Annotated in this window: 27 protein-coding genes; 9 read left to right on the forward strand and 18 right to left on the reverse strand. The window is 71.7% G+C overall.

Annotated elements, in window-relative coordinates; translation table 11 throughout:
- Positions 1 to 12: 12 nt before the first annotated feature.
- The 9 genes from ACIQ5Y_RS31945 to ACIQ5Y_RS31985 form a co-directional block, all read right to left on the reverse strand.
- Complete coding sequence (locus ACIQ5Y_RS31945; protein WP_403888300.1) at positions 13 to 1,290, reverse strand: beta-ketoacyl-[acyl-carrier-protein] synthase family protein; 1,278 nt, start codon at positions 1,288 to 1,290, stop codon at positions 13 to 15.
- On the reverse strand, positions 1,287 to 2,036 hold the full coding sequence (locus ACIQ5Y_RS31950; protein ID WP_403888302.1) for a thioesterase II family protein: 750 nt from the start codon (positions 2,034 to 2,036) through the stop codon (positions 1,287 to 1,289). The genes ACIQ5Y_RS31945 and ACIQ5Y_RS31950 overlap by 4 nt, the downstream gene beginning before the upstream one ends.
- A gap of 32 nt (positions 2,037 to 2,068) precedes the next feature.
- Entirely contained in the window at positions 2,069 to 2,890 is an 822-nt protein-coding gene (locus ACIQ5Y_RS31955) for a BTAD domain-containing putative transcriptional regulator (protein WP_403888305.1), read from the reverse strand.
- 304 nt (positions 2,891 to 3,194) lie between these two features.
- On the reverse strand, positions 3,195 to 3,989 hold the full coding sequence (locus tag ACIQ5Y_RS31960; RefSeq protein ID WP_403888308.1) for a 4'-phosphopantetheinyl transferase family protein: 795 nt from the start codon (positions 3,987 to 3,989) through the stop codon (positions 3,195 to 3,197).
- 10 nt (positions 3,990 to 3,999) lie between these two features.
- On the reverse strand, positions 4,000 to 5,877 hold the full coding sequence (locus tag ACIQ5Y_RS31965; protein WP_403888311.1) for a beta-ketoacyl synthase N-terminal-like domain-containing protein: 1,878 nt from the start codon (positions 5,875 to 5,877) through the stop codon (positions 4,000 to 4,002).
- A 16-nt stretch (positions 5,878 to 5,893) separates the two neighbouring features.
- Positions 5,894 to 6,646, reverse strand: coding sequence for a phosphopantetheine-binding protein (locus tag ACIQ5Y_RS31970; RefSeq protein WP_403888313.1), 753 nt, complete (start codon positions 6,644 to 6,646; stop codon positions 5,894 to 5,896).
- Positions 6,647 to 6,678: 32 nt separating this feature from the next.
- Positions 6,679 to 7,332, reverse strand: a complete 654-nt coding sequence (locus tag ACIQ5Y_RS31975; protein ID WP_403888316.1) for a ScbR family autoregulator-binding transcription factor — start codon at positions 7,330 to 7,332, stop codon at positions 6,679 to 6,681.
- Between the two features lie 187 nt (positions 7,333 to 7,519).
- Positions 7,520 to 8,371, reverse strand: a complete 852-nt coding sequence (locus tag ACIQ5Y_RS31980; RefSeq protein ID WP_403888318.1) for a BTAD domain-containing putative transcriptional regulator — start codon at positions 8,369 to 8,371, stop codon at positions 7,520 to 7,522.
- A 238-nt stretch (positions 8,372 to 8,609) separates the two neighbouring features.
- Positions 8,610 to 9,245 carry a ScbR family autoregulator-binding transcription factor gene (locus ACIQ5Y_RS31985; RefSeq protein ID WP_403888321.1) on the reverse strand — a complete coding sequence of 212 codons (636 nt, stop codon included), beginning with the start codon at positions 9,243 to 9,245 and terminating at the stop codon, positions 8,610 to 8,612.
- A 446-nt stretch (positions 9,246 to 9,691) separates the two neighbouring features.
- Here ACIQ5Y_RS31985 and ACIQ5Y_RS31990 point away from each other — a divergent pair, with 446 nt between their 5' ends.
- A complete protein-coding gene (locus ACIQ5Y_RS31990; RefSeq protein ID WP_403888324.1) occupies positions 9,692 to 10,687 on the forward strand; it encodes a ScbA/BarX family gamma-butyrolactone biosynthesis protein in 996 nt (331 codons plus the stop codon).
- Positions 10,688 to 10,786: 99 nt separating this feature from the next.
- Here ACIQ5Y_RS31990 and ACIQ5Y_RS31995 read toward each other — a convergent pair whose 3' ends face one another.
- Positions 10,787 to 11,632 (reverse strand): NAD(P)H-binding protein, encoded by an 846-nt coding sequence (locus tag ACIQ5Y_RS31995; protein WP_403888327.1) that lies wholly within the window; start codon positions 11,630 to 11,632, stop codon positions 10,787 to 10,789.
- Positions 11,633 to 11,764: 132 nt separating this feature from the next.
- Between ACIQ5Y_RS31995 and ACIQ5Y_RS32000 the strand changes: the two genes are divergently transcribed.
- Entirely contained in the window at positions 11,765 to 12,436 is a 672-nt protein-coding gene (locus ACIQ5Y_RS32000; protein WP_403888330.1) for a ScbR family autoregulator-binding transcription factor, read from the forward strand.
- On the opposite strand, the gene ACIQ5Y_RS32005 is transcribed toward ACIQ5Y_RS32000, so the two are convergent.
- Positions 12,379 to 13,956, reverse strand: a complete 1,578-nt coding sequence (locus ACIQ5Y_RS32005) for an FAD-dependent monooxygenase (protein WP_403888333.1) — start codon at positions 13,954 to 13,956, stop codon at positions 12,379 to 12,381. The two genes, ACIQ5Y_RS32000 and ACIQ5Y_RS32005, sit on opposite strands and share 58 nt — an antisense overlap.
- Positions 13,957 to 14,234: 278 nt before the next feature.
- Between ACIQ5Y_RS32005 and ACIQ5Y_RS32010 the strand changes: the two genes are divergently transcribed.
- A complete protein-coding gene (locus ACIQ5Y_RS32010; RefSeq protein WP_403888336.1) occupies positions 14,235 to 14,732 on the forward strand; it encodes a DUF1772 domain-containing protein in 498 nt (165 codons plus the stop codon).
- A 113-nt stretch (positions 14,733 to 14,845) separates the two neighbouring features.
- Here ACIQ5Y_RS32010 and ACIQ5Y_RS32015 read toward each other — a convergent pair whose 3' ends face one another.
- On the reverse strand, positions 14,846 to 15,415 hold the full coding sequence (locus tag ACIQ5Y_RS32015; protein ID WP_403888339.1) for a DUF1772 domain-containing protein: 570 nt from the start codon (positions 15,413 to 15,415) through the stop codon (positions 14,846 to 14,848).
- Positions 15,416 to 15,688: 273 nt separating this feature from the next.
- Positions 15,689 to 17,137: a multicopper oxidase family protein gene (locus tag ACIQ5Y_RS32020; protein WP_403888342.1), complete on the reverse strand. Its 1,449-nt coding sequence runs from the start codon at positions 17,135 to 17,137 to the stop codon at positions 15,689 to 15,691.
- Positions 17,138 to 17,338: 201 nt separating this feature from the next.
- On the opposite strand from ACIQ5Y_RS32020, the gene ACIQ5Y_RS32025 reads away from it, so the two are divergent.
- From ACIQ5Y_RS32025 to ACIQ5Y_RS32050, 6 genes are all read left to right on the forward strand, one after another.
- Positions 17,339 to 18,727, forward strand: coding sequence for a pyridoxal phosphate-dependent decarboxylase family protein (locus tag ACIQ5Y_RS32025; RefSeq protein WP_403888345.1), 1,389 nt, complete (start codon positions 17,339 to 17,341; stop codon positions 18,725 to 18,727).
- A 38-nt stretch (positions 18,728 to 18,765) separates the two neighbouring features.
- Entirely contained in the window at positions 18,766 to 19,356 is a 591-nt protein-coding gene (locus ACIQ5Y_RS32030; protein WP_403888348.1) for a hypothetical protein, read from the forward strand.
- Positions 19,353 to 19,988, forward strand: coding sequence for a DUF6875 domain-containing protein (locus ACIQ5Y_RS32035; protein ID WP_403888351.1), 636 nt, complete (start codon positions 19,353 to 19,355; stop codon positions 19,986 to 19,988). Before ACIQ5Y_RS32030 ends, ACIQ5Y_RS32035 begins: the two co-directional genes overlap by 4 nt.
- A gap of 781 nt (positions 19,989 to 20,769) precedes the next feature.
- Positions 20,770 to 21,030 carry a hypothetical protein gene (locus ACIQ5Y_RS32040; protein WP_403888354.1) on the forward strand — a complete coding sequence of 87 codons (261 nt, stop codon included), beginning with the start codon at positions 20,770 to 20,772 and terminating at the stop codon, positions 21,028 to 21,030.
- Positions 21,027 to 21,818, forward strand: a complete 792-nt coding sequence (locus tag ACIQ5Y_RS32045) for a hypothetical protein (RefSeq protein ID WP_403888357.1) — start codon at positions 21,027 to 21,029, stop codon at positions 21,816 to 21,818. Before ACIQ5Y_RS32040 ends, ACIQ5Y_RS32045 begins: the two co-directional genes overlap by 4 nt.
- 137 nt (positions 21,819 to 21,955) lie before the next feature.
- The gene (locus ACIQ5Y_RS32050; RefSeq protein WP_403888360.1) at positions 21,956 to 22,219 is read left to right on the forward strand and encodes a hypothetical protein; all 264 of its coding nucleotides are present in this window, start codon (positions 21,956 to 21,958) and stop codon (positions 22,217 to 22,219) included.
- Here the strand turns inward: ACIQ5Y_RS32050 and ACIQ5Y_RS32055 are convergent.
- The 5 genes from ACIQ5Y_RS32055 to ACIQ5Y_RS32075 form a co-directional block, all read right to left on the reverse strand.
- A complete protein-coding gene (locus ACIQ5Y_RS32055) occupies positions 22,216 to 23,058 on the reverse strand; it encodes an alpha/beta hydrolase (RefSeq protein ID WP_403888363.1) in 843 nt (280 codons plus the stop codon). The genes ACIQ5Y_RS32050 and ACIQ5Y_RS32055 overlap by 4 nt on opposite strands.
- The gene (locus tag ACIQ5Y_RS32060; protein WP_403888366.1) at positions 23,055 to 23,777 is read right to left on the reverse strand and encodes an indole-3-glycerol-phosphate synthase; all 723 of its coding nucleotides are present in this window, start codon (positions 23,775 to 23,777) and stop codon (positions 23,055 to 23,057) included. Before ACIQ5Y_RS32060 ends, ACIQ5Y_RS32055 begins: the two co-directional genes overlap by 4 nt.
- Positions 23,774 to 24,520: an N-(5'-phosphoribosyl)anthranilate isomerase gene (locus ACIQ5Y_RS32065; RefSeq protein ID WP_403888369.1), complete on the reverse strand. Its 747-nt coding sequence runs from the start codon at positions 24,518 to 24,520 to the stop codon at positions 23,774 to 23,776. Before ACIQ5Y_RS32065 ends, ACIQ5Y_RS32060 begins: the two co-directional genes overlap by 4 nt.
- Positions 24,517 to 25,662, reverse strand: coding sequence for an acyl-CoA dehydrogenase family protein (locus tag ACIQ5Y_RS32070; RefSeq protein WP_403888372.1), 1,146 nt, complete (start codon positions 25,660 to 25,662; stop codon positions 24,517 to 24,519). The genes ACIQ5Y_RS32065 and ACIQ5Y_RS32070 overlap by 4 nt, the downstream gene beginning before the upstream one ends.
- A gap of 103 nt (positions 25,663 to 25,765) precedes the next feature.
- A complete protein-coding gene (locus ACIQ5Y_RS32075; RefSeq protein ID WP_384578522.1) occupies positions 25,766 to 26,140 on the reverse strand; it encodes an ectoine synthase in 375 nt (124 codons plus the stop codon).
- Positions 26,141 to 26,200 lie beyond the last annotated feature (60 nt).

Below are 26,200 nucleotides of genomic sequence, written 5' to 3' on the forward strand. Positions count from 1 at the left end.
CGTCCGCGGGTCTCAGACCCGCGTCACGACCAGCGCGCTGTGCGTGCCGCCGAAGCCGCTGCCCACCGTCAAAGCCGCCCCGACGCGCTGTTCGCGAGCGGTGACCGGGGTGTAGTCGAGGTCGCAGACCGGGTCGGGGTCGTGCAGGTTCGCGGTCGGCGGGACCACGCCGTGCCGGACGGCCAGCAGGCAGGCGGCCACGGCGAGGGCGCCGAGCGCGCCCAGCGAGTAGCCGATCATCGAGGCGACCGCGCTGACCGGCACGCGGTGGGCGTGGGCGCCGAGGGCGCGTTTGAGGGCGACGGTCTCGTGCACGTCGCCGGTGCGGGTGCCCGAGCCGTGCGCGGCCACGTGGTCGACGGCGCCCGGGTCCAGGCGGGCCTCGTCGAGGGCGGCCCGGACGGCTTCCGCGAGGTCGGCCCCGCCGGTGCGCAGCGCGGTCATGTGGAAGGCACTGCTGCGCGAGCCGAACCCGGCGATCTCGCCGTACACGCGGGCCCCGCGTCGTCGCGCGTGTTCGAGTTCCTCCACGACGAGGAGGGCCGCGCCCTCGCCCAGGACGAACCCGTCGCGGGTGCGGTCGAAGGGCCGGGCGGCGCACGCCGGATCGTCGTTGCGGTGGTGCGAGGCGATGCGTACGGCGTCGAAGGAGGCCAGCGTCATCGGGGAGATCGGCGCCTCGCTCGCCCCGGCGACCACCACGTCGGCGATGCCCTCGCGGATCAGGTCGAGGGCGTGGCCGAGGGCGTCGAGGCCGGAGGTGCAGCCGGTGGAGAGCAGGGACACCGGGCCCTGTGCGCCGACCGCGCGGGCCACTTCGGCAGCCATCGAGGAGGGTACGAAGTAGTCGTACAGCCGCTCCGCCGCACGCGCGTGGCCGAAGGCCGTAGCGGCGGTCGTCGCGGTGGTGGCGAACTCCCGGTCCAGGGAACTCGCGCAGCCGAGCGCGCTGCCCAGCGACACCGCTCGGCGCGTCGGATCCGCGACGCCGGCGAGGCCGCCGCCGGCGAGGCCCCAGTCGGCGAGCCCGCTGTCGGCCAGCGCCTCCCGTGCGCCCGCCACCGCGAACTGCGCCACGCGGTCGAGCCGCAGCGCCTCGGTCAGGCTGAGCCCGCGGGCCAGTTCGTCGAACTCGGCCTCCGCGGCGACCCGTGAGCGGAACCCGGAGGGGTCGAAGCGGGTCAGCGCCCCCGTGGCGGTGCGCCCGGCGGTGAGCAGGTCCCAGTAGCCCCGCACCCCGGTGCCGCCCGGGGCCACGATTCCCAGGCCGGTGACGACGGCCCGCCTCACCGGCCCCTCGCCACTGCGGACGCGGGCCCCGTCACCCGCGCCACGACCCGCGCGGCCCGCCCGATCAGCCGCGGCAGGACCCGGTCGCGTACGAAGAAGTGCCCGCCGGGCACCGTGCGGTGGACGAACGGGCCCGTGGTCCAGCGGGCCCAGCCCGCCACCACGTCGGGTGTGACCAGCGGATCCTCGCGGCCCGAGACCGCCAGGACCGGTACGGGGAGGGGATCGGCGGACTCCCGGGCGGCGGTGCGCAGTGCTCCGGCGAGCCGGAGGTCGTCGCGCAGGACGGGGAAGACCATGCGGTGCCAGATGTCTCCGGGTTCGAGGCCGCCCGGTAGCGCGTCGAAGGTGTCGAGCAGCCGCAGCAGTGCGGCGTCGGGCAGGTCCGCGGAGGCCGCGAGCGCGGCGGGCCCGTCGGGCGGGGGCACGGCGCCGAGGGCCAGCAGGGCCGGCAGCGGCAGTCCGCGCTCGTGCAGGTGCCGGGTGAGGGTGTGGGCGACGATCCCGCCGAGGCTGTGCCCGTACAGCACGTACGGTTCCTCGGCGCGCGCGAGCGATGCGACGAGCGGCGCGAGGTCCTCCAGGAGCGCGGCCCGGTCGGTCACCCGTGCCTCGCGGCGCCGCCGGTCCCGCCCGGGCAGCGGCCACGCGTCGGGCTCCACGCCCGGCCCGAGCAGCCTCGGCCAGTGGTGGAAGGCCGAGACCCCGGCCCCCGCGTGCGCGAAGCACCACACCCGTACGCCCATCCTCGTGCCCTTCCCGTGCCGGATCGGTCCGCTCAGGCCGCGTACAGGTTGAAGGTCGACCCTCCCCGGGGTCCGGCGACCACGTCGAGCGCCGGGTCGACCGCGAGCATCGCATGGTGCAGCCGCTGCAGCTGCGGCGAGGGCTCCACCCCGAGGTCCTCGATCAGCCGGGCCCGCATTCTGCGGTAGATGTCGAGGCCCGTGGCCTGGCGGCCCGAGCGGTAGAAGGCCACCATCGCCTGCGAGTGCAGTCCCTCGTGCTGCGGGTGGCGGGCGATCAGCTCCTTGAGTTCGGCGAGGAGTTCGGTGTGCCGGCCGAGGCGCAGGTCGGCGTCGATGCGCCGCTCGGTGGTGACGAGCCGGCTCTCCTCCAGGCGCATGACCTCGATCTCCAGGATCGGCCCGACGCGTACGTCGACCAGGGCGTTGCCGTTCCACAGGCCGAGGGCCTGGCGCAGCAGGGCGGCCGCGGTCTCGTCCTCCCCCTGTTCGAAGGCGCTCTGGCCGCGCGTCACCAGCTGCTCGTACTCGTGGACGTCGACGGACTCGGGCGCGATCTGCAGGAGGTAGCCGCCGTGGCGGGTGGCGAGCACCTCTTTGGCGTTGCCCGGGGCGCCCGGTCCCATGGCGGTGCCGAGGCGCCGGCGCAGCTGGAGTATGTAGGTCTGGAGGGTGGTGAGCGCGCTGTGCGGCAGCTGCGTCCCCCATATCTCTTCCATGAGTGTCGGTACGGGCATGACCCGGCCGGGGTAGAGCGCGAGCAGTGCGAGGATCTGTCGCGGCTTGCGGGCGGTCGGAACAATCGAGCCCCCGTTGACCTCGGCGCTCAAGGGACCCAGAACCTGAATCTGCATGGTCTCCTCCGTCACTTTCGTCGAGTTCCCCTCGATTTCCAGCCTTGACCCGTGCACGGTAGCGGGACTCCGCGAATAACCTCCGGAAGCTTGAGCAGCCGTCGAGCGCGCTTCCAATTCCCTTACGCGATAGGGGAGTTGCCGCTGAATGAGGCCGTATGCGGAAGGCCCGGAACCCCGTTTCCGCATTGCCACGAGCCGTTCGAACGACGCTTGAACGCCTCTGGAACGAGGGGCTGTTTCCAGTCACCCGAGTCATACGGGTCAGGTCAGATCGGGTCAGCTCATGCCGGGTGGGCGGGGGTCAGGTCAGGCGCAGGACCCGGGGCGTGGGCCGTGCCCACGGGAACCCCTGCCTCAGGTGCACGGCCGGCGGTCCGCCCGCCGGCCGTTCGATCCGTACGGCGACTGCGGCGAGCATCTCCGGCACCGGCTCGAACTCCAGGAAGCACCACCGGTCCTTGGCGCCTTGCCCCTGCCCGTCCACGGTGAAGGCGAAGGTTCCGCGCTCGTCGGCGCGCGTGAAGGTGTACGTGGACGGGGGCTCGGCCGGGTCCGGTCCGGCGCCCTGCGCGCACGCCTTCGCGCACGCCTTCGCGTACGCCTGCCGCAGCGTCCACAGCCGCATGGCGCGGCGGGTGCGCGCACGCCCCCCGGGCGCCGCGCCGATCCAGTCGCGTTCCGCCCGCGGGAAGCCCTCGACGATGCTGTCCAGGGCCGCCGCTCCCCGGCCGAGGTGCTCCACGTCCACCCCGATGCGGTGGCCGCGGGCCACGCCGACGAGGGTGTGGCCGGGCGTGCGGGCGAGGTTGAAGTCCAGTGCGGCGCCCCCGCGCGGGAGTCCCCCCGGCGGCGGTTGGAGGTGGGGCCTGCCGTACGGGGAGCGCCTCAGGACGGCCTCCGCCTCGGGGATCCCGGTCTCCATGGCCAGCACCCGGCGCAGCAGGGTGTGCGCCACGAGGTACTGGCGCCGGTCCCGTTCGAAGAGGAAGCGGGAGGCGGTCTCCCGTTCCTGCTCGTCGAGCCAGTGCGCGGCCAGGGTCGCCGAGACCGCAGGGGCGAGGTCCGCGTCGGGGCAGAACCAGAGGCTGATGCTCACCGGACGGCGCTCACCGCGCCGGCAGCCACAGCGCGGTGCGCAGCAGGGCGGACGGCGGGATCGGGACCGACACCGCCGAGGCACCCGGAGCCGCCTCCAGCGCGGCCCAGTCCACGTCCACCCCGGCCAGCCAGAGGTCCCGCAGCTGCCCGAGCCGGCGGCCGCGCCACAGGGCGGCGAGGTAGTCGGCGCTCTCGGGGGCCTCGCCGAGGCGCATCGGGTCCCGACGCCCGCCGCGCAGGTCGGCGCACGGCGCTTCCGCCTCCGCCAGGAGCCGTACGAGTTCCTCCACTCCGTGGACGACGAAGGCGAGCCGGCAGTCCATGGCCGCGCGCCCGGTCCGCAGCCCGCGGGCCACCGCCGCGAGGCCGGGCACCTCGTGGCCGGGCACCGCGCGTCCGGGCACTTCGCGTCCGGGCATCTCGCGTCCGGGCATCTCGTGGCCGGGCATCTCGTGGCCGGGCATCTCGTGGCCCGGCGCCTCGTGGCCGGGCACCGCGCGTCCGGGCATCTCGTGGCCCGGCGGCTCGTGGCCCGCCCGCAGCCACTCCCCGAGCCGCCGTGCCGTGGCCCGCGCGTGCTCCGGAGTCGGACCCGACACCAGTACGAGTTCCGCATGCGCGGCCGAACGTTCCCGGGCCGGCGGCGCCGGGGCCGCCGGGGCCGTGTACTCCTCCAGCACCGCCTGGGCGTCCACTCCCCCCGCGCCGCGCAGGCCCGCGACCACCCGGCGGGGTACCGCGGGGTCCGCCGGGTCGGGCCGGCCCCAGGGTTCGGCGGCTTCCCGGCCCGGCGCGGGGAGCAGGACGCCGTGGCGCAGCTGGAGGACGGCCCGGGTGAGCAGTGCCAGTCCGGTGGCCGGTCCGCCTTCCCCGACGGAGGGCCGCGCGCACGGCGCGGTCTCGCGCAGGCCCGGTTCCTGCCCGTCGGCCCCGGCCCGTTCCAGGGCCGCCGCGAGTGCCGCGCCGCCCCGGGCGTGGGCCGCCGCGCTGCCGCGGACGACGGCGTGCACGGTGTCGCCGTCCGCGAGGGCCCGGTCCAGCGGCTTCAGCAGCAGCGCCCCCACCGCCTCGCCGGCGCCCGGCCGTCGGCTCCAGGGGTGCAGCAGCAGGTGGACGCCCCCGACCAGGGCGGCCGTGCACTCCCCGCGTTCCAGGGCCGCGAGCGCGAGGTGCAGGGCCGTCGGCACGGAGGCCTCGGCGGTGTCCACGCACTGGCTGGGGCCGGTCAGGCCGAGCACCCGGGACACCCCGTTGGCGATGTCCCACTGGCCGCCGCGCGAGGCCGTGCCCGCCTCGGCGGCGAGCAGCGGCCAGTCTCCCGCTCCGGCGCCGACGAACACCCCCACGTTGCGGGGCGTTCCGTCCGGGGCGCGCAGTGCGTCGAGCCGGCTGCCGGTGCAGCCGCCGTCCTCGAAGGCCTCCCAGGCGGTCTCCAGCAGCAACCGCTCCCGGGGGTCGGTCAGCGCGGCCTCCTTCGGGTCGAGCCCGAAGAACTCCGCGTCGAACTCCCCGACCCGCTCCAGGTAGTGGCCCGGTTCGCCGCCGGGCCGGCCGGGCGGCGGCGCCGCGGTCGTGTCCCGGCCGTCGCACAGCAGCTGCCAGAACGCCGCCAGGTCGGGGGCCCCCGGATAGCGGCCGGCCATCCCCACGACGGCCACGGGGGCCGCCCGCAGGGGCAGTTCCCGTCCCGCGGGCTCGTACGGCATGACGGGCGCGACCGGCGCGGCGGCCGTCACGATCATGCCGTCTGCGCCGCCGAGGGCGTTAACGGCGTTAACGCCGTTAACGGTGCCGACCGTGCCGACGGCGGGCGCCAGCAGGGCGACCGCCTGTCTCCGGTCGAGGGTCCCGTCCTTGAACCGGGTGAGAATCTCCCGCTCGTCCATCCCGGCCCGTCTCCCGTCAGACCTGGGCTCGGCGCGGCAGCAGCAGGAGCGCCTCGGCGACGCTGAGCCGCCCGTCCTGCAAGGCGTCCAGCAGCAGTTCGAGCTCGCGGACGGCCGGCGGGGCGGTCCGGATCCCGGTCTGCCGGCCCACGTACGCCGCGAGTGCGTCCAGCGTCTGGTACTCGTGCAACACCAGGGCCCGCTCGCTCAGCCCGAAGACACGGTTGACGACGGAGACGAACTCCGCGCCGAGGAGCGAGTCCACCCCCAGCCGCGGGAACGGGGTGTCCGCGTCCACGTCCCAGCTGTCGCAGCACAGGATCGCGGTGAGCTGCTCGCGCAGTACGTCGACGATCTCCATGCCCGGCACCACCGGGACTCCCGGAACCGGAGGAACAGGCGGAACCGGCGGAACCGGCGGCGCAGACGGAACAGGCGGAACCACCGGAATCGGCACGGCCGCCGGAACGCCGGGACCGACCGGGAGGACCGCCGGCGCCACCGGCTCGGCCGCCCGCACCACCTCCCGGGCGAAGGCCGCCGGGGTGGGGTGGTCGTAGAGGTCGCTCGGGCACAGGGCGGTCCCGTGACGGGCGTTGACCACGGCGACGAACTCCGCGATCAGCAGCGAGCCGAGGCCGAGGAACTGGAAGGTCTGCTCGGGGTCGATCTTCTGCGGGTCCACCTTCAGCACGTCGCCGAGCACCCCGATGACGTCGGGCAGCACATCGGCGGCGCGTGGCGGAGCGGAAGAACGGTCGTACGTCATCGGTGACTCCTCCAAACCGGCGCCGGTGCGGGTCAGCCGGCGCTGCCCGAGAATCCGTGTGCGTACGCGGCCCTCGGCGCCTCCGTACGGAAGCCGTCCGCCGCGCCCTCGGGTACGAGGCCGGGCAGCAGCAGCGTCCACAGCGCGGCCACCCTGCGCTGGAGCTCGGCGCCGGGCATTCCGGTGCCCGCCATCACCTCGATCCCGCACACGGTCGCGGCGACGAGCGATTCGGCGCTCTCCCAGGAGCACCCCTCGCGCAGTTCGCCCGCGTCCCGGGCCTGGCGCAGCAGCCCGCAGGCCGCCGCGACCCAGACGCGGTGGAAGTCGGTGAGGGCCGGCAGGGTGTCCGCACACTCCTTGGTGATCCGGAAACTGGCGGGCACGGCCGGCTCGTCGAGCAGGGCGCGGGCCAGCCAGTGCGTCGCGTCGACCAGCGACTGGAGCGGCGAGAGCCCGGATGCGCCGAGCGCCCGCAGGGATTCGTCGAGCAGCGCGCGGCCCCGCTCCTGGACGGCCACGGCGAGTTCGTCCTTGGAGGCGAAGTGGAAGTACAGGGCCCCCTTGGTCACGCCGGCCGAGGCGGCGATCCCGCTGAGCGTCGCGTTCGCGTAGCCGTGGCGGTGGAACCATTCGGCCCCGGCGTGCACGAGCTTGCGCCGGGTCCGCTCCGAGCGCTCCTGCACGGCCGTGCCGCCCCGGCCCGCGCTCCTGCTCCGGGGCCGTGCCGCGGCGCGAACCGCGGTCCGGGCCGTCGTACGGGTCGTCGTCTGGGAGGTCGTACGGGCTGCCGTCCGGTCCGCCGTCCGATCCGCTGTGCGGTCCGTCGTGCGATCGGTCGTCTGAGGTGTCGCCCTCACGCGTGCGGCCATGTCAGCCCACGCGTACCAGTCGTCCGCCACCCGCCTCCGGCACCTCTGACAGGCCGTCGGGGCCGGCCATGAGGATCGAGCGCTGCAGCCGGCGCAGCGAGGTGGAGGGTTCGAGGCCCAGCTCCCGTACGAGCGTCGCGCGCAGCCGCTGGTAGACGTCGAGGGCCTCGCCGCGGCGGCCCGAGCGGTGCAGGGCGAGCATGAACTGGCCGTGCAGGTTCTCGTGCGTGCGGTACTGGCTGACGAGCACGGTCAGTTCGGCCAGCAGCTCGCGGTGGCGACCGAGTCGCAGGTCCGCCTCGATGCGCTGGTCGAGGGCGCAGAGCCGGGTCTCCTCCAGCCGCCGGGTCTCCATGTCCAGCTGGATCCCGCCCTGTACGTCGGCGAAGGCGGGGCCGGACCACAGGGCCAGGGCCTCGCGCAGCTTGCGGGCCGCGCCGGGGAAGTCGCCGGCGTCCATGGCCCGGTAGCCCATGCCGGAGAGCCGTTCGAACTCGCGTATGTCGCTGAGGCCGCCGCCGCTGTCCAGCAGGTAACCGCCGGGCAGCGTGACGAGCACGTCCTTGGCCGTGCGCCGCCGGCCCTCGCACTCGCCGTCGCCCCCGACGGGCGCGCCCTGCTCCAGGGCCGCCGCGATGAGCGTCCTTAACTGCAGTACGTAGGTCTGGAGCGTGGTGCGTGCGCTGCGCGGCGGGGTGCCGGCCCACAGTTCCTCGATCAGTGCCGACACCGGGACCACCTGGTCGGCATGGAGCGCCAGTATCGCCAGTACCTGTCGCGGCTTGGGGGCGGTCGGCGTGACGGAGATCCCCTGCTCCCGCACGGCCAGTGTGCCCAGAACTTCGATGTCCACGCCGTACTCCCCTGTCCTTGGATGAGCCGATCCCAGTTAAAAACAGGACCCACGGTTTGTCAATACAAAACCGACCGCGCTGTTTTGGGTTCATCACCCATCCATTGTCGACCCAAACACGCTCCTGACCTGCAAATATCTGGGAAAATCGAAGGTCGACGACCCATACAGGGAGACTCCAGGGACACTCCAGAACGGGCCCATAGGCTGCGAAAACAAACCGGCTGCGCCGTACTGTCTAGCGGGTGCGGGCCCCTCCGGCCTCCAGGTCGGCGAGCAGCGCCGGCGTCACCAGCGTCGGCAGCAGCAGGCGCCAGAACCGGGTGACCGTCGCGGCCGAGAGCCACTCCGCGTCCCGGGCCCCGAGCACCTCCAGACCCACGGTCGCGGCCACCACGGCACCCCCGGCGTCGCCCGCGGCCACCTCGGAACGCAGCTCGCCCCCGGCATCGGCCCGCTCCAGGGTCTCCTCGACCCACTGCCGCCACCGTCCGCGCAGATCGACCCGGGGCGAGCGGGAGACCTCTCCGCTCAGCTCGAATCCGGCCCGCAGGACGACGTCCTCGCGCAGCGCCCCGGCCAGCCCGTGGGTGACGTCCACCAGGAGCTGCACCCGGCTCGCCCCGGGCGCCGGCTCGGCACCGGTGACGGCCAGGAGTCTGGTCAGCGCCGCCCCCTCGACCGCGTCGGCCAGCGCCGCCTTGCTGGCGAAGTGGAAGTGCAGCGCCCCGTTGCTCACGCCGGCCAGCGAACTGATCGCGGTGAGCGACGCGACCGGGAAGCCCTCACGGTCGAAGACCTCGGCCGCCGACCGGATCAGGGTGTCGCGCGTGCGCGCCGCGCGTTCCTGCTTGACCATGGGCTGCTCCGTCACTGCGAGAGAGTGCGCGCCCACGGAGAGGCGGCAGGGCAAAGGTGCCGCGGAGCTGCGCGAGGATGCGGTCCCGCTCAACGGAACACTATAACAAACCGTCTGTGCGGTTTCTGTGGAGGTGAGCCACGGCCCACCGCTGCTCGGCCGTGGGGATCGGCCCCGCCGAGGGCGTCCGGCCACCTTCGGCACCGGCGCTCAAGACCGGCTCGCACCCCGCTCGAGCGGCCTATGCCCGCAGCAATCCCTTAATTTTCGAACGGAGTTGGGGCCGAAGGGGGGACAACCGGCCCGACCAGGAGTAAGAGGTAACGGAGAGAAGATCCCTCCACTTCACCCGATAGCGGATGGTCGGGTACCGCTAGAGATTAAACCGGCTGGTCTGTATCTTCCTGGCCCAGAGACACCGAGGCACAAGCCCTTCACGCCAGCGCAGCCTAGGGGGAGCCATGTCCGCAAGCACGTTTCGCGTCGAACCCACGGTCAACACCGCAGCGGGAGACCTCACCTCTCCCCTGACCCTCCAGAACGGCTTCCGGTTCCCGTCCCTCACCGTCACCGTTCCGAAGGAACTCGTCCACCGGGCGTCCGTCGCCGAGGTCATGCTCACCGACTGGCAGCGGCTGACGGAGGACCGCTTCCTCGTGTCCGCCCAATGGCCCCGCGCCCACAGCTTCTTCACCCCCGTGGCGGACGGTTACCACGACCCGCTCATCATGTGCGAGACGGTGCGCCAGTACAGCATCCTCCTGGCCCACGCCGAGTTCGGGGTCCCGCTCGACCACCAGTTCATCATGTGGGACCTCGACGTCACCGTGCGGCCCGAGCACCTGCGCGTGGGCTGGGAGCCCGCCTCGCTCGACATCGAGATCACGTGTACGGAGATGGAACGGCGCGGCAGAAACGTCTCGAAGCTCCGCTTCGAGTCGGTCGTATGGCGCGACGGCTACGTCGTCGCCACCGGAAACGGCTCGTGTTCCTGCATGCCGCCCGCGGTCTACCGCCGCATACGGGGCGCGCACACCCTCGGCGACGACTGGCACCAACTCCCGCTCACCAGCCCGGCGGCCCCGCAGAGCGTGGGGCGCATGTCCCCCATGGATGTCGTCCTCTCCCCCACGGCCGAGCCGGACCGCTGGCAGCTGCGCGTGGACACCCGGCACCCCGTCCTCTTCGAGCACGCCGTGGACCACGTCCCCGGCATGCTGCTGCTGGAGGCCGCCCGGCAGGCCACGGCTGCCCTGCTCGGCCGCTCCTCCTACCTCCCGCTCTCGGTCGCCGGCCAGTTCATGCGCTACGCCGAGCTGAACTCCCCCTGCATGATCGAGGCCCGCAGGATCACCGACTCGGCCTCGGGCGACGAGGAGACCGTCCTGGTCACCGCGCATCAGGACGGTGCCCTCGTCTTCAGCGCCACCGTGACGGCGGGAACGCACGGCCGCTGACCGCGCGCACGCCCTTGTACACGCCTTGGCGCACACCCCTGCGCGTACCCCTTCTCATGCCCCTCCTCATGCCCCTGCGCATGCCCCCGTGTTCGCGCCTCACGAGGCCTCGAACGCCCCCAGGTGATCACGCGCCCACGCCCTGAAGGATCCGGCCGGGCGGCCGAGCAGGGCGGGGACCGTGTCCCCCACCTGCCCCTTCCCGGCCTGGACCTGCCGCCCCGCCCGGTACACGAGGGCGTCGGCCACGGCCTCGGGGTGCACCCGGCGCAGCGCGGTGCGCGCCTGCTCCGGTCCCAGTTCCGCACAGCGCAGCGGGCGGCCCAGCAACTCGGCGATCTGGGCCGTCTGCTCGACCGCAGTGAGCGCCTCGGGTCCGGTCAGCGTGTAGGTCCGGCCCGCGTGCCCGTCCTCGGTGAGTGCCCGCACCGCGACCTCCGCCACGTCCCGCGGATCGACACAGGCGACGGACGCCTCCGGGTGCAGGGCCCGGACCACCCCGTCCTGCCGCACGGCCGGGGCCCAGGAGAGGGTGTTCGACATGTACGCGCGGGGGCGCAGCAGTGTCCACTCCATGCCGGAACCGCGCACCTCCTCCTCCTGGGCGCGCTGGCCCCGGGAGAGCACGTCGTCGGCCCCGTCGTCGGTGACGGCGGCGGCGGACAGCTTCACCACGTGGCGCACGCCGGCCGACCGCGCGGCCCGCACGACGCGGGCGTCGTCCTCTCCCAGCCGGTTGGTGACCAGGAAGACGGCCGCCACCCCGCTCAGCGCCGACGCGAGCGAGCGCGGGTCCTCGTAGTCCCCGTACACGGTCCGAGTCCGCCGCGAGGCGCCCGTGACCCGCTCAGGATGCCTGGCCATGACGCGGACCGGCCGGTCGGCGGGGAGCCTGCGGACGACCTCGCGCCCGATCGTCCCGGTGGCACCAGTGACGAGGATCATGCTTCCTCTCCTCCCGCATTCAACATCTTGTGTCCCATGGATCGAGCGAAGACCATTGGCTTCTGTAAGATACGAACTGAGCGGTTTTTTTTATCGACCCGAACTCACGTCCCCGGGGAAGGGAGAGCCGGCGTGGCCGAACAACTCCGAGCCGTCCGTACACGTCAGGCGATCCTGATGGCAGCGGCCAAGATTTTCGAGGAACACGGGTACCAGGCTGCGACGATCTCGCAGATCCTCAGCGAGGCCGGGGTGACCAAGGGCGCCCTGTACTTCCACTTCCAGTCGAAGGAGGACCTGGCGCAGGGGGTGCTCGCCGAGCAGGACCAGAGCCTCGTCCCGCCCGCCCGGGCCAGCAAGGCCCAGGAGCTCGTCGACGCGGTGATGCTGCACGCGCACCGCCTGTCGACCGACCCCATCGTGCGCGCCGGAGTCCGCCTTTCGATGGACCAGCGGGCACAGGGCCTGGACCGCAGCGGACCGTTCCTGCGCTGGAGCGAGGTCGGCGTCCACTTCCTCCGGCAGGCACAGGAACAGGGCGAACTGCTGCCCCACGTCGTGCTGTCCGAGACCGCGGACGTCATCGTGGGATCCTTCGCCGGCGTCCAGTCCATGTCCCAGGCCGTCTGCGACTACGCCGACCTGGTGAGCCGGGTCTCCGCGCTGATGCGCCACGTGTTGCCCAGCGTGGTGGTGCCCTCCATCCTCGCCTCGCTGGACCTCTCCGCGACCCGGGGTGCCACGGTCTACGCCGAGGCCGTGAAGGCGGCCGAGGAGCAGGAACTCGCGGGCGCCGTCGGCTGAACCGCCGGGGAGGCCGGACCCACCGGTCCCGGCCTCCCCGCCGCACCCACCGCACCCGGCCGCCCGACGTACTCCGCCACCGCGGCCGACAGCTCCATGCCCCCGGGCGTCCACGCCAGGTACCCGTCGGGTCTCACCAGCAGCGCGTCGTACGGCACTTCGGGTGTGGGCAGCGCCCGCACCACGTGCAGCGCCCCCTCCCACGAACGCGCCTCCGCCTCCCGGGAGGCGCCCTGCTCGCCCAGCAGCAGGAGCAGCGGGCGGCCGTCCCGCAGGAGTCCGATCACATCGGTCGCACCCGTACGCGTGCGCAGCGGCGCGTTGTAGAGAAACGTTCCCGCATCAGGCGATGCACGGTCGGCGGGCACCGGGAGCACAGTGTCCTGTGCGCTGATCATGCCGCTGAGCCGCCCCTGGCCGCCGCCCGCGGCCAGCAGTTCGGTGAACACCGTGCGCAGGGCGTCCGGTTCGGGTCCCGGCCGCATCAGGGCGAGCTGGGCCCGGGTGTTGCCGATGACCCGCTCGGCGGCCGGCCTGCGCTCCGCGTCGTACGTGTCGAGCAGCTCCCCGGCCGCCCTGCCGTGCACGGCGAGCGCCAGCTTCCAGCCCAGGTTGAGGGCGTCCAGCACCCCGGTGCTGAGGCCCTGGCCGCCGATCGGGAAGTGCACGTGCGCCGCGTCCCCCGCCAGGAAGACCCGGCCCGCCCGGAAGGTCCGCGCCAGCTTGGTGGCGTCGCTGAACCTGCTCAGCCAGCGCGGATCCGCCATGGCGACCTCGTGTCCGGCGATCCGGGACACCTCCCGCCGCATCTCCTCCAGGGTGGGCTCCCTGTGCCGGTCGCCATGGGCTCCGGCGCAGTCGAGGGTGCGGATGTGGGTCGCGCCCTGCGGATCGCGCTTGGAGACGATCCAACCCCGGTCCGTCCGCAGCCAGCCCTCCGGCAGCGCGGCCGGGTCCGCGAGCGTGACCGTGCCCATCAGCGAGGCGACCGTGGCCGGCCGGACGTCGGAGGCGATGCCCGCCTGCTCGCGGACCGTACTGCGCGCCCCGTCCGCCGCCACCACGTAATCGGCGGAACAGGTCACCGGCCCCAGCGGCCCGTGCGCCGTGACGCTCGCCCCCTCCGCATCCTGAAGGACCCCCGTCACCCGCTGCCCGCGCAGGATCCTGGCCCCCGCCGCCCGGGCCCGTCCCTCGAAGTGACGTTCCAGCTCCGCCTGCGGGCACTTGAGGATCGGCCGCGGCTCGGTCCGGGGGGCGGCGATGAGCAGGCCGGACAGCCCCGCGAAGTGGAAGGGGGCGGGCCCGGCCGCGGCCGCGGACCGGGCACCGGGTTCCGGCAGGTGGCCCCGCCTGGCCAGGCACTGCACGGCCCGGGCGTGCAGCGTGGTCGCCTTGGGCCGGTCCGATACCCGGGTCTGCGGTTCGAACAGGACGGTGTCGACCCCGTAGGCGGCCAGCTCGGCGGCGACGAGCATGCCGACCGGCCCCCCGCCGACCACGACCACCTGCGCCTGCATGCGACGTAACCCCTGCACAGCGGTGCCCCCCATCGACAGCCCGTGTCCATCCGGCGGCCGAAAATATACCGGCGGCCCCGTTTGTTTTCCAGTTGTCGAGCCCGCGGGTTCCGGGGAACTCCCGCTCCCGCAGGGAGAGTTGGAGCAGCACCGCTCAAGACGCACTGGAAGGCCACTCGAATCCTCCGCGCCACACGAGGCCTACCCCCGTATAGTCACCATGCCTTGACTATTCGATGACCCGTTCCCGAAGAACCGATGACCCAGGGGGAGACCGTATGGAGACCGCGCGCCTGGCCTCGCTCATCGCCGCCACCCTCACCATGGGCCTGGTCAGCGGCCTGTTCTACGGCTTTTCCGTCTCCGTGATGCCCGGTCTGAAGCGTACGGACGACCGCACCGTCATCGAGGTCATGCAGCACATCAACAAGGCGATCCTCAACGGCTGGTTCGTCCTCGGCTACATCGGCGCGTTCCTCTTCACCGCCTTGGCGCTGGCCCTGCACGTCCCGTCCGACGGCCGTGACGTGCTGCCGCCGCTGATCGCGGCCCTGGTCTGCTACATCGTCTCGATGGGTGTCACCAACAAGGTGAACATCCCGCTGAACAACGCCCTGGAACAGGCCGGCCCGGTGGCCCGGATCGCCGACCCGGCCGCCGTCCGGCGCGCCTTCGAGGGCCCCTGGGTCCGCGCCAACGTCTGGCGCACCCTGCTGTGCACCGCCGCCGTCGGCTTCCTGGCCTGGGCCCTGTACCTGCACGGCCAGACCGCCTGACCCGGGCCGGCCGACGTGGACGCGGGCACACGCACGAAGTCCCCCGGTCGGGTGGGCCGGAGGACTTCGTCGTGGTGCGTGGGGGGAGGCTCGGGACCGGCGGGGTCGGTGGATCAGCGGGTGCCCCGGCCGAAGAGGATCAGGGCGCGGGACATGGCGGTCAGGGCCAACGTGCACAGCAGGGTGCGCAGGATGTTGGTCGAGACCCAGGTTGTCTTGAACTTCTCGACGATCGAGAAGTCCGTCAGCTTCGCCGCGTCGCCCGCGTCGGCGAGCTCGTTGTTGAGCGGGATGTTCACGGAGAAGGTGATCATCAGGACGACGAAGTAGGCCAGCGCCGCGGCCCCGACCCAGATCGCCACGTTGCGGCGGCCCTTGCGGAACTCGATCACCGCGGAGGCGGCGGACGCGAGCAGCGCGACGATGAACGCCATGCCGAAGAGCCCGTTGCCGTCGATCTTCGAGTTGAAGTTCTGCATGGCGGTGACGTACGTGTGCTCGTCGCCCGCGGCCAGACCCGGCATCACCGAGACGTCGAAGGCGAAGAACAGGCCCGCCATCAGGCCGATGAGGACCGTCGAGACGATCAGCAGTGAGGTGGCGAGCCCGGAACGCTCGGCGGACGCCGGCGCGGGCTGCTGGGGCGGGGCGTAGTAGCCGCTACCGGCCGGATTGGAGTTCATGGGACATCCTCATCTGGGTGGTGGGAGTAGTGCTCGCCCTCGGCACGGACATCCGATCGTGGCATTCCCCGGAATGCCCTGCCATGGGTTTCCACCAGTGCTTGAGCGGGACTCAAGCTGCCGGACTCGTACACGTGGACTCATGCGGAGATCCGTGGGGGACACGGCCGGACATGGTCTGTTGCCCAGGATTCTTCCGACGCTCCCTCGGCTCGTCCTTGAGCGTTCGTCGAGCGGGGCGACAGCCCTGCCGCACGCCCCGCCGGACGTCCCCTAACGCACGCGGAAGTTCGCCATCATCCCCATCGCCGAGTGGTCCAGCAGGTGGCAGTGGTAGACGTACGTCCCCTTGTACGTGTCGAAGGTGGCGTGCAGCTTCACCGTCTCGCCGGGGAACAGCCGGACCGTGTCCTTCAGCCCGGCCTCGGCCGGAGCCACCGGGGCGCCGTTGCGCTCCAGCACCCGGAACTGGATCAGGTGCATGTGGAAGTTGTGCGGGATGATCTTGTTCGCGTTGGTGACGGTCCAGATCTCCGAGGTGCCGTGCGCGATGGTCTGGTCGATGCGCTGGTAGTCCCATTCCTGCCCGTCCATCAGGCCCCTCGGCTCCTCGCGGCCGTCCTCGTCCATGCTGAGGACGATGTTCCGCTGGACCGTGGCCGTCCGCATCGCCGGCAGCGTGCGCAGCACGTCGGGCACCCGGCTCGGGTCGGCGGCCGTCCGTACGACGTCGAAGCGCAGCACCTTGCCCACCTGGTCGGGCGTCCCCGGGCCCAGGGTGTTCTCCAGGACGATCTTCGTGCCGACCGGGTAGCGGGAGAAGTCGATGACCACGTCCGCGCGCTCCGCCGGGGACAGCCCGACGGTGTCCGTGGTGAAGGGGCGCTCCAGCAGCCCGCCGTCCGTGCCGATCTGGATCATCTGGCCGCCGTCCGACAGGCGCAGCTGGAAGAAGCGCATGTTGGAGGAGTTGAGCAGCCGGAAGCGGTACTTGCGCGCCGCGACCTCGAAGTACGGCGACGGCCGCCCGTTGGCGAGGATCGTGGTCCGCCCGAAGACGTCGTCCATCTGGTAGACCAGCTGTCCGGCCTCGTCGAAGCGGGCGTCGCGGAGCGCGATCGGGACCTCGTACTGGCCTGCCGGCAGCGGCAGCGAGCGCTCGGTCTCGTCCGACAGCAGGTACATGGCGGACAGACCGCGGAAGACGTGCTCCGACTCCATGTGGTGCGCGTGGTCGTGGAACCAGAGCGCGGCGCCCGGCTGCTGGTTGGGGTAGGTGTACGTGCGCGAGGTCCCCGGGCCGAAGGTGTCCATCGGGCCGCCGTCGTTCTCCGGTGAGACGCTGCCGCCGTGCAGGTGGACCGAGACCGGCATGGTGAGGCTGTTGCGGTGCCGGATCGACACCCTCCGCCCGCTGCGGGCCCGCAGCACCGGCCCGGGGAAGTGGCCATCGTAGGTGAGGACCTTCGTCTGCACCCCGGGGATGATCTCCCGCGCCACCTCCTTGATGGTGACGGCGTACGTGTCCTGGCCGCCCAGCACGTTGTACGGCGAGAGCACCGGCAGCGTCGGCATCTTCACGGTGAACGGCGCCGGGACGGTGACCGCCTCCGTGGCCTGCGCGGACCCGGCGTTGAGCAGCGGCGCCAGCCCGCCGGTGGTGAGCAGGCCCGCACCGGCCGCGCCTATGGCGCCGCCGAGCACGCTGCGTCTGGTGACCATGGGTTTCCTCCTGGGACGGGTGGGGACCGCGCGGGTGTCGCGCCGCGAGTGGAACAGGGCCGGCTCGCAGGTCACTCGAGCCCGGATGGGGTCAGGTTGCGCGGGCCTTGCGGGGGCCCGGCGACCCTTACTCGTGCGTACGTACGACCGCGTACGCCCGACTCGTGCCGCCCTGCCCGGCGGCCGCTGGGGGAGGCTCCCGTGGACCTGAACGACCTGCACGACTTACGCGGCTGGCTGCCGCGCGCACTCGGGGTGGCCGAACGCTGGGGCGGCCAGTTCGGTCCCTACGAAACCCACGACGCCCACCGGACGGACCCCGAGGCGTTCACCGAGGCCTTCGACCGCCTCGCGAAGCGGATGGACCACAACTATCCGTTCTTCCACCCGCGTTACGCCGGACAGATGGTCAAGCCCCCGCACCCGGCGGCCGTCACCGGCTACCTCACCGCAATGCTCTTCAACCCGAACAACCACGCCGCGGAGGGCGGCCCGGCCACCACCGAGATGGAACGCGAGGCGGTCGCCGACCTGGCCGCCATGTTCGGCCTCGCCGCACACGTCGGGCACCTCACCACCAGCGGCACGATGGCCAACCTGGAGGCCCTGTACGTCGCCAGGCAACTGCACCCGGACCGCGGGATCGCCTACAGCGCCGAGTGCCACTACACGCACGAGCGGATGTGCCACGTCCTCGGCATGGAGGGCCACCGCATCCCCGCCGACGCCCACGGCCGCATCGACCTCGACGCGCTGGAGAGCGCCCTGCGCGGCGGGCGGATCGGCACCGTCGTCGTCACCACGGGCACCACCGGCCTGGGCGCGGTCGACCCGGTGCACGAGGTACTGCCGCTCGCCCGCCAGTACGGGGCGCGCGTCCACGTCGACGCGGCGTACGGCGGCTTCTACGCGATCCTCGGCCGGGCCGACACCGGCGGAATCGACCCCGCCCCCTGGCAGGCGATAGCCGCATGCGACTCAGTGGTGGTAGACCCCCACAAACAAGGCCTCCAGCCCTACGGCTGCGGTGCGGTCCTCTTCCCGGACCCCCGGGCCGGCCGGCACTTCGCGCACGACTCCCCGTACACCTACTTCACCGACTCGGACCTGCACCTGGGCGAGATCAGCCTGGAGTGCTCGCGCGCGGGCGCGGCCGCCGCCGCCCTCTGGCTGACCCTGCAACTCCTCCCCCTCACCCCGGACGGCTTCGGCCGCATCCTGTCGGCGAACCGCCGCGCAGCCCTGCACTGGTCGGACCTCATCACCGCCTCCCCCGACCTCACCCTCTACCAGCGCCCGGACCTCGACATCGTCACGTACTTCCCGACGACCGCCGACGGTTCCCTCTCCTCCGTCGACGCCGCCTCGGACCGGCTGCTGCGCGACGGCATGACGGCCGAGGCCGACCCGGTGTTCCTGAGCGTGCTGCGCGCCGACGCCGACGCGTTCGTACGACGCCACCCGCACACGGTCCGCGACGCGGAGGCGGCCCGCGTGATCCGCAGCGTCCTGATCAAGCCGGAGCACGAGCACTACCTGCCGACGCTCCACGCCCGCGTGGCGGAGCTCGCCGCACACGCCCGCGCCTGACCGAACACGCCTACCCCCCTTCCCACAGGAGGCCTGCCTTGTCCCCGACCCTCTCCCCCAACCTCAGCCGCTCTCAAGTTGCCCACCTGTCCACGCTCCTCGCGACCACCTTCCACGAGGACGCGTTGACCCGCTGGATGATCCCCGACGAGCGCCTGCGAGCCGAGCTGCTGCCCGGCTTCTTCCGCGTGTTCGTCGAACTCTCGGCTGCCTACGACGCCGTACTCACCACCCCGGACGGCGACGCGGTGCTGCTCTTCCTCCCGCCCGGCGCCGAGCCGGACGAGGCCGCCCTGGACGCGGCCTTCGCCGAGGCCCTGGGCGAGCACGCGGACGCCCTGCGCACCATCGCCCGCCTCCAGGCCGAGGCCCATCCACACGGCCCGCCGCACTACTACGTCTCCTTCGGCGCGGTCCGCGCCGGCCGCCAGCAGTCCGGCCTGATCACCGCGCTCCTGTGTGAAGTCCTGAACCGCGCGGACGCCGAGGGCGTACCCGTCTACGCCGAGGCCAGCTCCCCGGGCGGCGAGGCCGCCTGCCGCCGCGCGGGCTTCGAGCTCCTGGGAGGCGACATCGCCCTCCCCGCCGACGGCCCGGTCCTCCGCCCGATGTGGAGGAACTCCCGATGAGGGGCGACGACCTGATCCAGTCGTGGACCGCGGGCGAGATCGCGCGCGGCGAGGTACCGGCCGACGCGATCGGCCCGCTCCTGCAAGTCCTCATGTGGAGCCGGGACTTCCTGGTCTCCAGCCACCCCGAACTGGGCCGCACCGGCCCCGTCTGCCCCTACACCCAGCCCTCACTGCGCAAGGAACTCTTCCACCTGGCCCTGCCCTCCCCCGACTGCGAGGACCTCAGCCAGGCGGTCGACTCCCTCCGCACCCGCCACGCGGTCCTCTCCGAGCCCCTCTCCCCGGAGGACCGCGAGCTCCTCACGATCCTCCTGGTCCTCCCCGCCTTCGACCCCACGGACTCAATCGAACTCGACGAACTCCAGCGCAAGGCAAAGGACGAGTTCGTCGCGGAGGGCCTGATGATCGGCCAGTTCCACCCCGTCTGCGAGGAGCCGGGCCTCTACAACGAGTCCTTCCGCCCCCTACGCGCCCCGCTCCCCCTCCTCGCGGTCCGAAAACTCCTGGTCTTCGACCTCCCGTTCCTGGTGAGCGACGACTCCCACATGGACCACTACCTCCAACGCTTCGCCCCGGCCATCCCGTCCCGCATCCGCGACCAACTGGTGAGCCGAGTGGTGGCGGCCTGACCCTCCGGCCCCGGGTGCGCCACGCACCCGGGGCCGAGTCACAAGCCGGTCCTGAACACCCGCCGGGAAAGAAGGCCGGCGACGCCTTCGGACCGAGACCAGGGGTCGACGTGGTGCGTTCATGCGGGCAGTCTGCCCCCGGATTGCTACCTTCGACTGCCGGGCCTGCACCCTCGGTTTCCAAGAAGTTCTGGAACCCTATGAGCACTTGGAAGATCTTGGGTTAGTATTCACAAGCTCACAAAGTCCTGATTTCTGCATGTAAAACCCTCCCCCATGGGGATTTCGGCACTGGAAGCGTGCAGTTTCCCTCGCAGGGTGGATTCTGGGACGGGTTATCAGTCTTCACTGTTTCTCAGCTGACACGGCTTTGGAATGGTCTCGCTCAGCGTCCGAGATCTATCAGAGGGTGGCTCCCCCTGTTGATCTCTTGTGCTCGTAGAGCACGCACTAAGGCGGTCGCACCCTCTGTGGGGGCGACCGCCTTTGCGTTACTCCAAGGGATCTTGACACTCAATCAAAAATCTCTGGGTAGAGCTTTGTTGAATCCCAAACATGCCTCCCCGACTCGCCGTTTCGGATGAATTCCCTCCGGGCGGCGGAAGTTTCGGCCGGGTCACTCGGGTGGCGTATTCTGCCGTGTAGCCGGTTCGACCCCTCGCCAGGGTTCGAGCTCCACCGGTCATGCGTTTCGTAAGTCGAGATCATTCCAAAGATGCGGTCGAGCTGTGCTTTCCCCTCGGGGCCAGTACGGCTCGGCCGCCATACCCCAGGGGTACTCGTGTCTGGAATTCTCGCGGCGGTACTGATCGTCGCGATCGTGGTGGGGGCGGCCTGCTTCGCCATCCACTACCTCAACAAGGCCGCTGGCCGCATCGCCGTCGTCATCACGGCCCTGGCCGTCCTGGTCGGCGCCCTGGTGCCGGTCGTCAAGATCCTCGCTGAATCGCCCTCCCCTGCGTCTGGGCAGATCGTCGCCCCCGCTGTGCCCAACCCGGGGCTCCCACAGGCCGGGACCGGCCTCGGAGAGGGTGCTCGATGACCGACGTCGTAGTCTACGAGCCCCAGCGCTTCCGGTCCTGGCCGTACAGCTCAGTCTCCGTGTACCTGAAGTCGCTGGGCCTGCCCTCGTACGCCATGGAGTCCCTGATGCTCGCCGGCCGTATTGAGGCCCAGGAGCGAGGTGATGTCTTGGCCTATGGCCCGGAGTGGATCCACATCATGGGCCGCGGAATCATCAAGGAGACCACCCCCCACGGCAGCGCGCGCTTGTGGAGAACGGGCATGATCCTGGGCGACATCAGTCGGGTGATGCTTCGGAAGAGCATCATCGATGAGTCTGGTTCCCGCGGGTCCGGAACGCACATCGAGTTCCTGCACATCGGATCTTGCCTGAGCGTCACCACCCGTACGTTTGCGACGCTGATCGAGAAGGAGCCCGTGCTGGCCCTCCTACTCGCCCAACTGACCAACGAGCGCTCCCGGATCGTGGAGTCGGTCTACGGGGCCACGAAGGCGGACCCCGTGATCCGGGTCGCGCGCCTTCTGGAGTACCTCGCGATGACGCCGTCCCGAAAGGGGGCCGATCGTTTCCGGTGGACCCGCACCGGAGCCCACCAGGTGCCCACCGGCGCGGTCACGCTCCACGGCCCTAGCCAGGCCGACATCGCCGACGCGCTCGGACTTGGCCGCACCACGGTGGAGAAGGCCATCGCGAACCTGAGGGCCGTCGGGGTCTTGACCGAGCTGGCACCCGGCACCCGGTCGAATCGGTACTACGAGATCGTGGACTTCGGACACCTGAAGTCCCTCGCCCGCTCGGAGACGTGACCCTTCTGAACGAGCTTCCTGTGCCCCCGGCCTCTCCGGGGGCACAGGCGTTTCTGCCTGCAGGCAGTTGCTCGTGTTCAGCAGGCGGGTCGAGCCGGGTGGCGGTCAGGGGGTGAAGACGTCTCCGAACTCTCGAAGTGCGCATCGTCCACCAGTCGCGCCCCTGGGGTGACGAAGCCTCCGCCGCCGCGGTGCGGCGCACGATCCGGGACCGGGTCGGGGAGCTCGGTGGCTTCATGGGGTCGGGAGACCTCGACCTCCCCGGGTCGCTCAACTGGTACGCCCCCGACATCGCCGTCGCACCGAAGGAGCTGACGAAGGGCGACGGGCCGCACCCCTTCGGTGCGGCCCTCCGCCTCCCCGAGCCGTTCGGGATCGAGCTCGACACCTCCGAGCTCTAGGCGCCCGGCGGCGGCAGGCACTCCTCCAGGAACATCAGCACCCGCAGGTGGTACGCCGCCGCCGCGTGGCCGAGGCTGATGTTGTGGCCCGCCGCCGGGAGGTGTTCCAGGGCCACCCGCGGGGACGAGGTGAGGCGGGCCGCCATCGCCGTCAGGACGGCGGGGTCCAGGTCCCACCAGGCCTCGTGTTCCGCGAAGGTGAGGCGTACGGGGATGCGCACGCGGTCCGCCAGGTCCTCGTACTGGGCGGGCCAGCGCAGGGTTTCGGCCGACTCCCGCGGCGGGGTCGGGGAGAGCAGGGCGCGGCTGGCCTGGAAGGTGCCGCGCGGGTAGAGGGGCAGCGGGCCCCAGTTGAGTTTGGTGGCGCCGCCGCCGAGGGTGGACGGGAAGTGCAGTGCCTCGGGGTTGTAGCGGTAGCCGACTCCCGAGGCGTCCAGGCCCAGCAGCGGAACGCCGCCGTCCGTGGCCGCCGTGTGGAGCGCGACTTTGCCGCCGTCCGAGTGGCCCAGGAGGAAGACTCCGGCACCGATGTCGTGGCCGGCGGCGTGTTCCTTGAGTGCCGCGTGGAGGGATTCCGCCTGGGCGGCCAGGCCCTGCCCCTCGGGCAGCAGGTTCGCCGAGTCGCCGTAGCCCGGCCGGTCGACCGCCAGGACCGCGTGGCCCAGGCTGGTGGCGAGGGGGATGAAGGAGTTCCAGTAGGCCGCCCGCATGCCCCGGCCGTGGATGGCCAGGATGGTGGAGCGGGGTGCGGAGCCCTCCGGCAGGGCGAGGATCGCCGACAGGGGGATGCCGGCCGCGTTCAGGGTGTAGGGGCGCGTGCCTCCCAGCAGTGTGGTCATCGGACCGCCAGCTCCTTCCGGGCCGAGGCCATCGCGTCGACCCAGGCCGTCGGGGATCCGGTGCGCAGCAGCGAGGTGCCGACGAGCAGGCCGCCGAAGCCCGCGTCGAGGAGTTCGGCGGCGTTCGCCGGGCCCTCGATGCCGCTGGCGCTGACGGGGCAGGCGGTGCCGATCGCGCGGAGCGCCGGGAGCAGGTCCAGGGAGCGGCCGAGGTCGCCGGCGCCGCGCTCGCGCGTCTTGATGTCCTTGTTGTTGACCGCGATCACGCACTCCTCGGGGTGGTGGACCGCTTCGAGTTCGGATTCGTCGGTGACCTCCACGAAGGGGGTGAGGCCGGTCAGCAGGCATTCCGTGACCAGCGTTCGCATGCTCGACGCGGGCAGCAGGGCCGCCGTCAGCAGCACCGCGGAGGCGCCGAGCTCCTTGGCGTTGCGGATCTGATCCTTCCTCGTGATGAAGTCCTTCTGGAGGAGCGGGAGGTCGGTCAGCGCCGCCACGTCCCGCAGCAGGGCGGGCGAGCCGCCGAACCAGCGGCCCGTCACCACGGAGATGCAGGGCGCGCCCGCGAGTTCGTACGAGCCCACGATCGCGGCCGGGGTTCTGCCGCCGACCAGGTCGTAGCCGTGCGCGTCGCGCCGTTTCACCTCCATCACGACTGGGGTGGGGGAGGCCTGGAGGGCCTCGAGAAAAGGGAAGCCGGTCCGGTTCTGCTTCGTCATCGCGAAAGCTCCAGTCGAGGGTCGTCAGCGGGGTCTGAAAGGTGGGCGTCGGTGCGCCAGGCACGGGCCAGGGCGGCGATCTCCGGGACGCCGAAGCGGCCGGTCGTCAGGTCGCGCGCCGCGGTGTCCACGTCGATGCCGCGGAAACCGGGGTGGTGCACGACCTCCTCGTAGGCGGGGCGGTTGGCCGGGGACAGGCCGCCGGCCAGCAGGAACGGCCTGGTCAGCCGGGGCAGCAGGGCGGTGAGGCGGGTCGGGTCGAGGGTGCGTCCGGTGCTGCCGATCCGGCCGTCGCCGGTGGCCGTGTCGAGGAGGAAGAGGTCGGTGCCGGCCCGTTCGTACGCGCCGATCAGCGGGCGTTCCACGCAGCCGCCGCGCTCCTCGACGTGCAGCACCTTGACGATGCCGGTCTCGGCGGGCAGTTGCTCGCGCAGGGCCCGTACGACGGCCGGCGGCTGGTACGCGTGGAGCTGGACCCAGCCGGCCCCGGTGCGCCGGACGAGCCCGGCGATCTCGGCGGGGTCGGCCAGGAAGGTGACCAGGACCGGGAGGAGCCCGGCCGAACGGGCCGCCGCCGCGAGGGCGGCGAACCCGTCCTGGTCCAGCTCCGACGGGCCGCCGGGTACGCCGTGCCAGAGCCCGACGCAGTCGGCCCCGGCGGCCGCCGCCGCCTCGATGTCCTGCGGGACCGTGGCCCCGCAGACCTTCAGCAGCGTCTGGGACAGGGGGCGCGCGGTGGTCACTTGCCCAGTCCCAGCGTGGAGGCGATGCGGTTGTACTGGATCTCGTTGGAGCCGGAGTAGATGGTGCCGCCGACGGCGTTGCGCACTTCCTGCTCCAGGCCGAACTCCGACATGTAGCCGTGGCCGCCGAAGATCTGTACGGCGCTGATGCTGCCGGCCAGGTTGGCCTCGCTGGTGACGAGCTTGGCGATGGCGAGGTCCTGGGTGACGTTCTCGCCGGCCTGCAGCCGCTCGCCCGTGTCGTAGAGCCACTTGCGGGCGGTTTCCAGCTGGATCTTCATGTCGACGATCTTGTTGGCGATCGTCTGGTACGAACCGATCGCCTTTCCGAACGACTTACGCGTCTTCGCGTATTCGACACACCGCTCCAGCCGGTGCTGCATCTCGCCCACGTTGACGATGAAGGAGAAGAGGATCTCCCGCTTCATCACGTAGTCCATGACCATGAACCCGCCGCCGACCCTGCCGAGCACCGCGCTCCTGGGCACCCGTACGTCGTCGAAGAACAGCTCGCTGATCGGCGAGGTCCTCAGCCCCATCTTCTTGATGGGCTTGCCGGCGGTGATCCCGGGCGTGTTCCGGTCCACCAGGAACGCCGTCGTTCCGAGCGGGCCGCCGTCCGGGTGGGTCCGGGCGTAGACCACGACCAGGTCGGCGACCGGTCCGTTGCTGACGAAGACCTTGCTGCCGTTGATGACGAAGTCGTCCCCGTCACGGATGGCCCTGGTGCCCATCGCCATGGCGTCGGAGCCGCCCTCGGCCTCGGTGATGGCGTGGGCGCCGATCGCCTCGCCCGAGCAGATCAGGGGCAGGTAGCGCTCCTTCTGCTCGACGGTGCCGAACTGCTGGAGCGGGATTCCGGTCGAGCAGATGGACGTGGTGACCGAGAAGCTGAGGCCGGCGTCGCGGTTGTACTCGCCGAGCCCCTCCAGCACGTACATGGTGGTGAGGATCGACTGCCCGAGGCCTCCGAAGTCCTCGTCGAAGGGCAGCGAGAGGATCCCGGTCTTCTGGACGAGCTTCCACTTGTCCTCCGAGAAGGCGGACTGCTCGTCGAGCTCGATGTGGTCTGCGCTGAGTGCGTCTCCCCACCGCTCCAGGCTGTCGCGCAGCTCGGCCTGGTCGGCGTTCCAACGGATCACGACGGACCCCTTTGTTTCGGTGGTGGTGCTTCGGATGAGTGGCGCTCCGGACGGGCCGGGTGGGCCGGGTGGGCCGGGTGGGCGCCGGGGCGCGCGCTGTGCCTCAGTAGGCGGAGGAGGTGTGGGCGTCGAGGCTGTGGACCTCGTCGCCGCGCAGGGCCGGCGAGAAGACGCAGACCAGGCGCAGGTCCTCGTGCGGGCTGGCGACGAGGTAGTGCGCGTCGTGCTGGTCGAGGGCGTACATCCGGCCCGGGACGATCTCGTGCGAGGTGCCGTCGAGCTCGATGACCTCGCCGGAGCCCTCGATGCAGTAGCAGGCCTCGAGGTGGTTGACGTACTCCAGGCGGGACTTGGTGCCGGCCAGGACGAGGGTGTCGGTGAGCGAGTAGCCCAGTCCGTCGGAGGCGAGGAGGAAGCGGCGGCTGAGGCCGTTGCCCCACTCGACGGTCTTCACGGACTCGATGTCGCGAACGATCATGACGGTCTCCCGGTGTGATGGTGGCGCTCGGATGTTCCGGATGAGGGGTGGAGCCTTCTT

Source organism: Streptomyces sp. NPDC096339 (assembly GCF_044762985.1).
Classification (GTDB): domain Bacteria; phylum Actinomycetota; class Actinomycetes; order Streptomycetales; family Streptomycetaceae; genus Streptomyces.

What these genes read in the sequence shown, in the direction of transcription:
- ACIQ5Y_RS31950 (WP_403888302.1), bottom strand. Translation starts at nt 2,036, where the DNA reads ATGGGCGTACGGGTGTGGTGCTTCGCGCACGCGGGGGCCGGGGTCTCG.
- ACIQ5Y_RS31955 (WP_403888305.1), bottom strand. Translation starts at nt 2,890, where the DNA reads ATGCAGATTCAGGTTCTGGGTCCCTTGAGCGCCGAGGTCAACGGGGGC.
- ACIQ5Y_RS31965 (WP_403888311.1), bottom strand. Translation starts at nt 5,877, where the DNA reads ATGGACGAGCGGGAGATTCTCACCCGGTTCAAGGACGGGACCCTCGAC.
- ACIQ5Y_RS31970 (WP_403888313.1), bottom strand. Translation starts at nt 6,646, where the DNA reads ATGACGTACGACCGTTCTTCCGCTCCGCCACGCGCCGCCGATGTGCTG.
- ACIQ5Y_RS31990 (WP_403888324.1), top strand. Translation starts at nt 9,692, where the DNA reads ATGTCCGCAAGCACGTTTCGCGTCGAACCCACGGTCAACACCGCAGCG.
- ACIQ5Y_RS31995 (WP_403888327.1), bottom strand. Translation starts at nt 11,632, where the DNA reads ATGATCCTCGTCACTGGTGCCACCGGGACGATCGGGCGCGAGGTCGTC.
- ACIQ5Y_RS32005 (WP_403888333.1), bottom strand. Translation starts at nt 13,956, where the DNA reads ATGCAGGCGCAGGTGGTCGTGGTCGGCGGGGGGCCGGTCGGCATGCTC.
- ACIQ5Y_RS32010 (WP_403888336.1), top strand. Translation starts at nt 14,235, where the DNA reads ATGGAGACCGCGCGCCTGGCCTCGCTCATCGCCGCCACCCTCACCATG.
- ACIQ5Y_RS32015 (WP_403888339.1), bottom strand. Translation starts at nt 15,415, where the DNA reads ATGAACTCCAATCCGGCCGGTAGCGGCTACTACGCCCCGCCCCAGCAG.
- ACIQ5Y_RS32020 (WP_403888342.1), bottom strand. Translation starts at nt 17,137, where the DNA reads ATGGTCACCAGACGCAGCGTGCTCGGCGGCGCCATAGGCGCGGCCGGT.
- ACIQ5Y_RS32035 (WP_403888351.1), top strand. Translation starts at nt 19,353, where the DNA reads ATGAGGGGCGACGACCTGATCCAGTCGTGGACCGCGGGCGAGATCGCG.
- ACIQ5Y_RS32045 (WP_403888357.1), top strand. Translation starts at nt 21,027, where the DNA reads ATGACCGACGTCGTAGTCTACGAGCCCCAGCGCTTCCGGTCCTGGCCG.
- ACIQ5Y_RS32055 (WP_403888363.1), bottom strand. Translation starts at nt 23,058, where the DNA reads ATGACCACACTGCTGGGAGGCACGCGCCCCTACACCCTGAACGCGGCC.
- ACIQ5Y_RS32060 (WP_403888366.1), bottom strand. Translation starts at nt 23,777, where the DNA reads ATGACGAAGCAGAACCGGACCGGCTTCCCTTTTCTCGAGGCCCTCCAG.
- ACIQ5Y_RS32075 (WP_384578522.1), bottom strand. Translation starts at nt 26,140, where the DNA reads ATGATCGTTCGCGACATCGAGTCCGTGAAGACCGTCGAGTGGGGCAAC.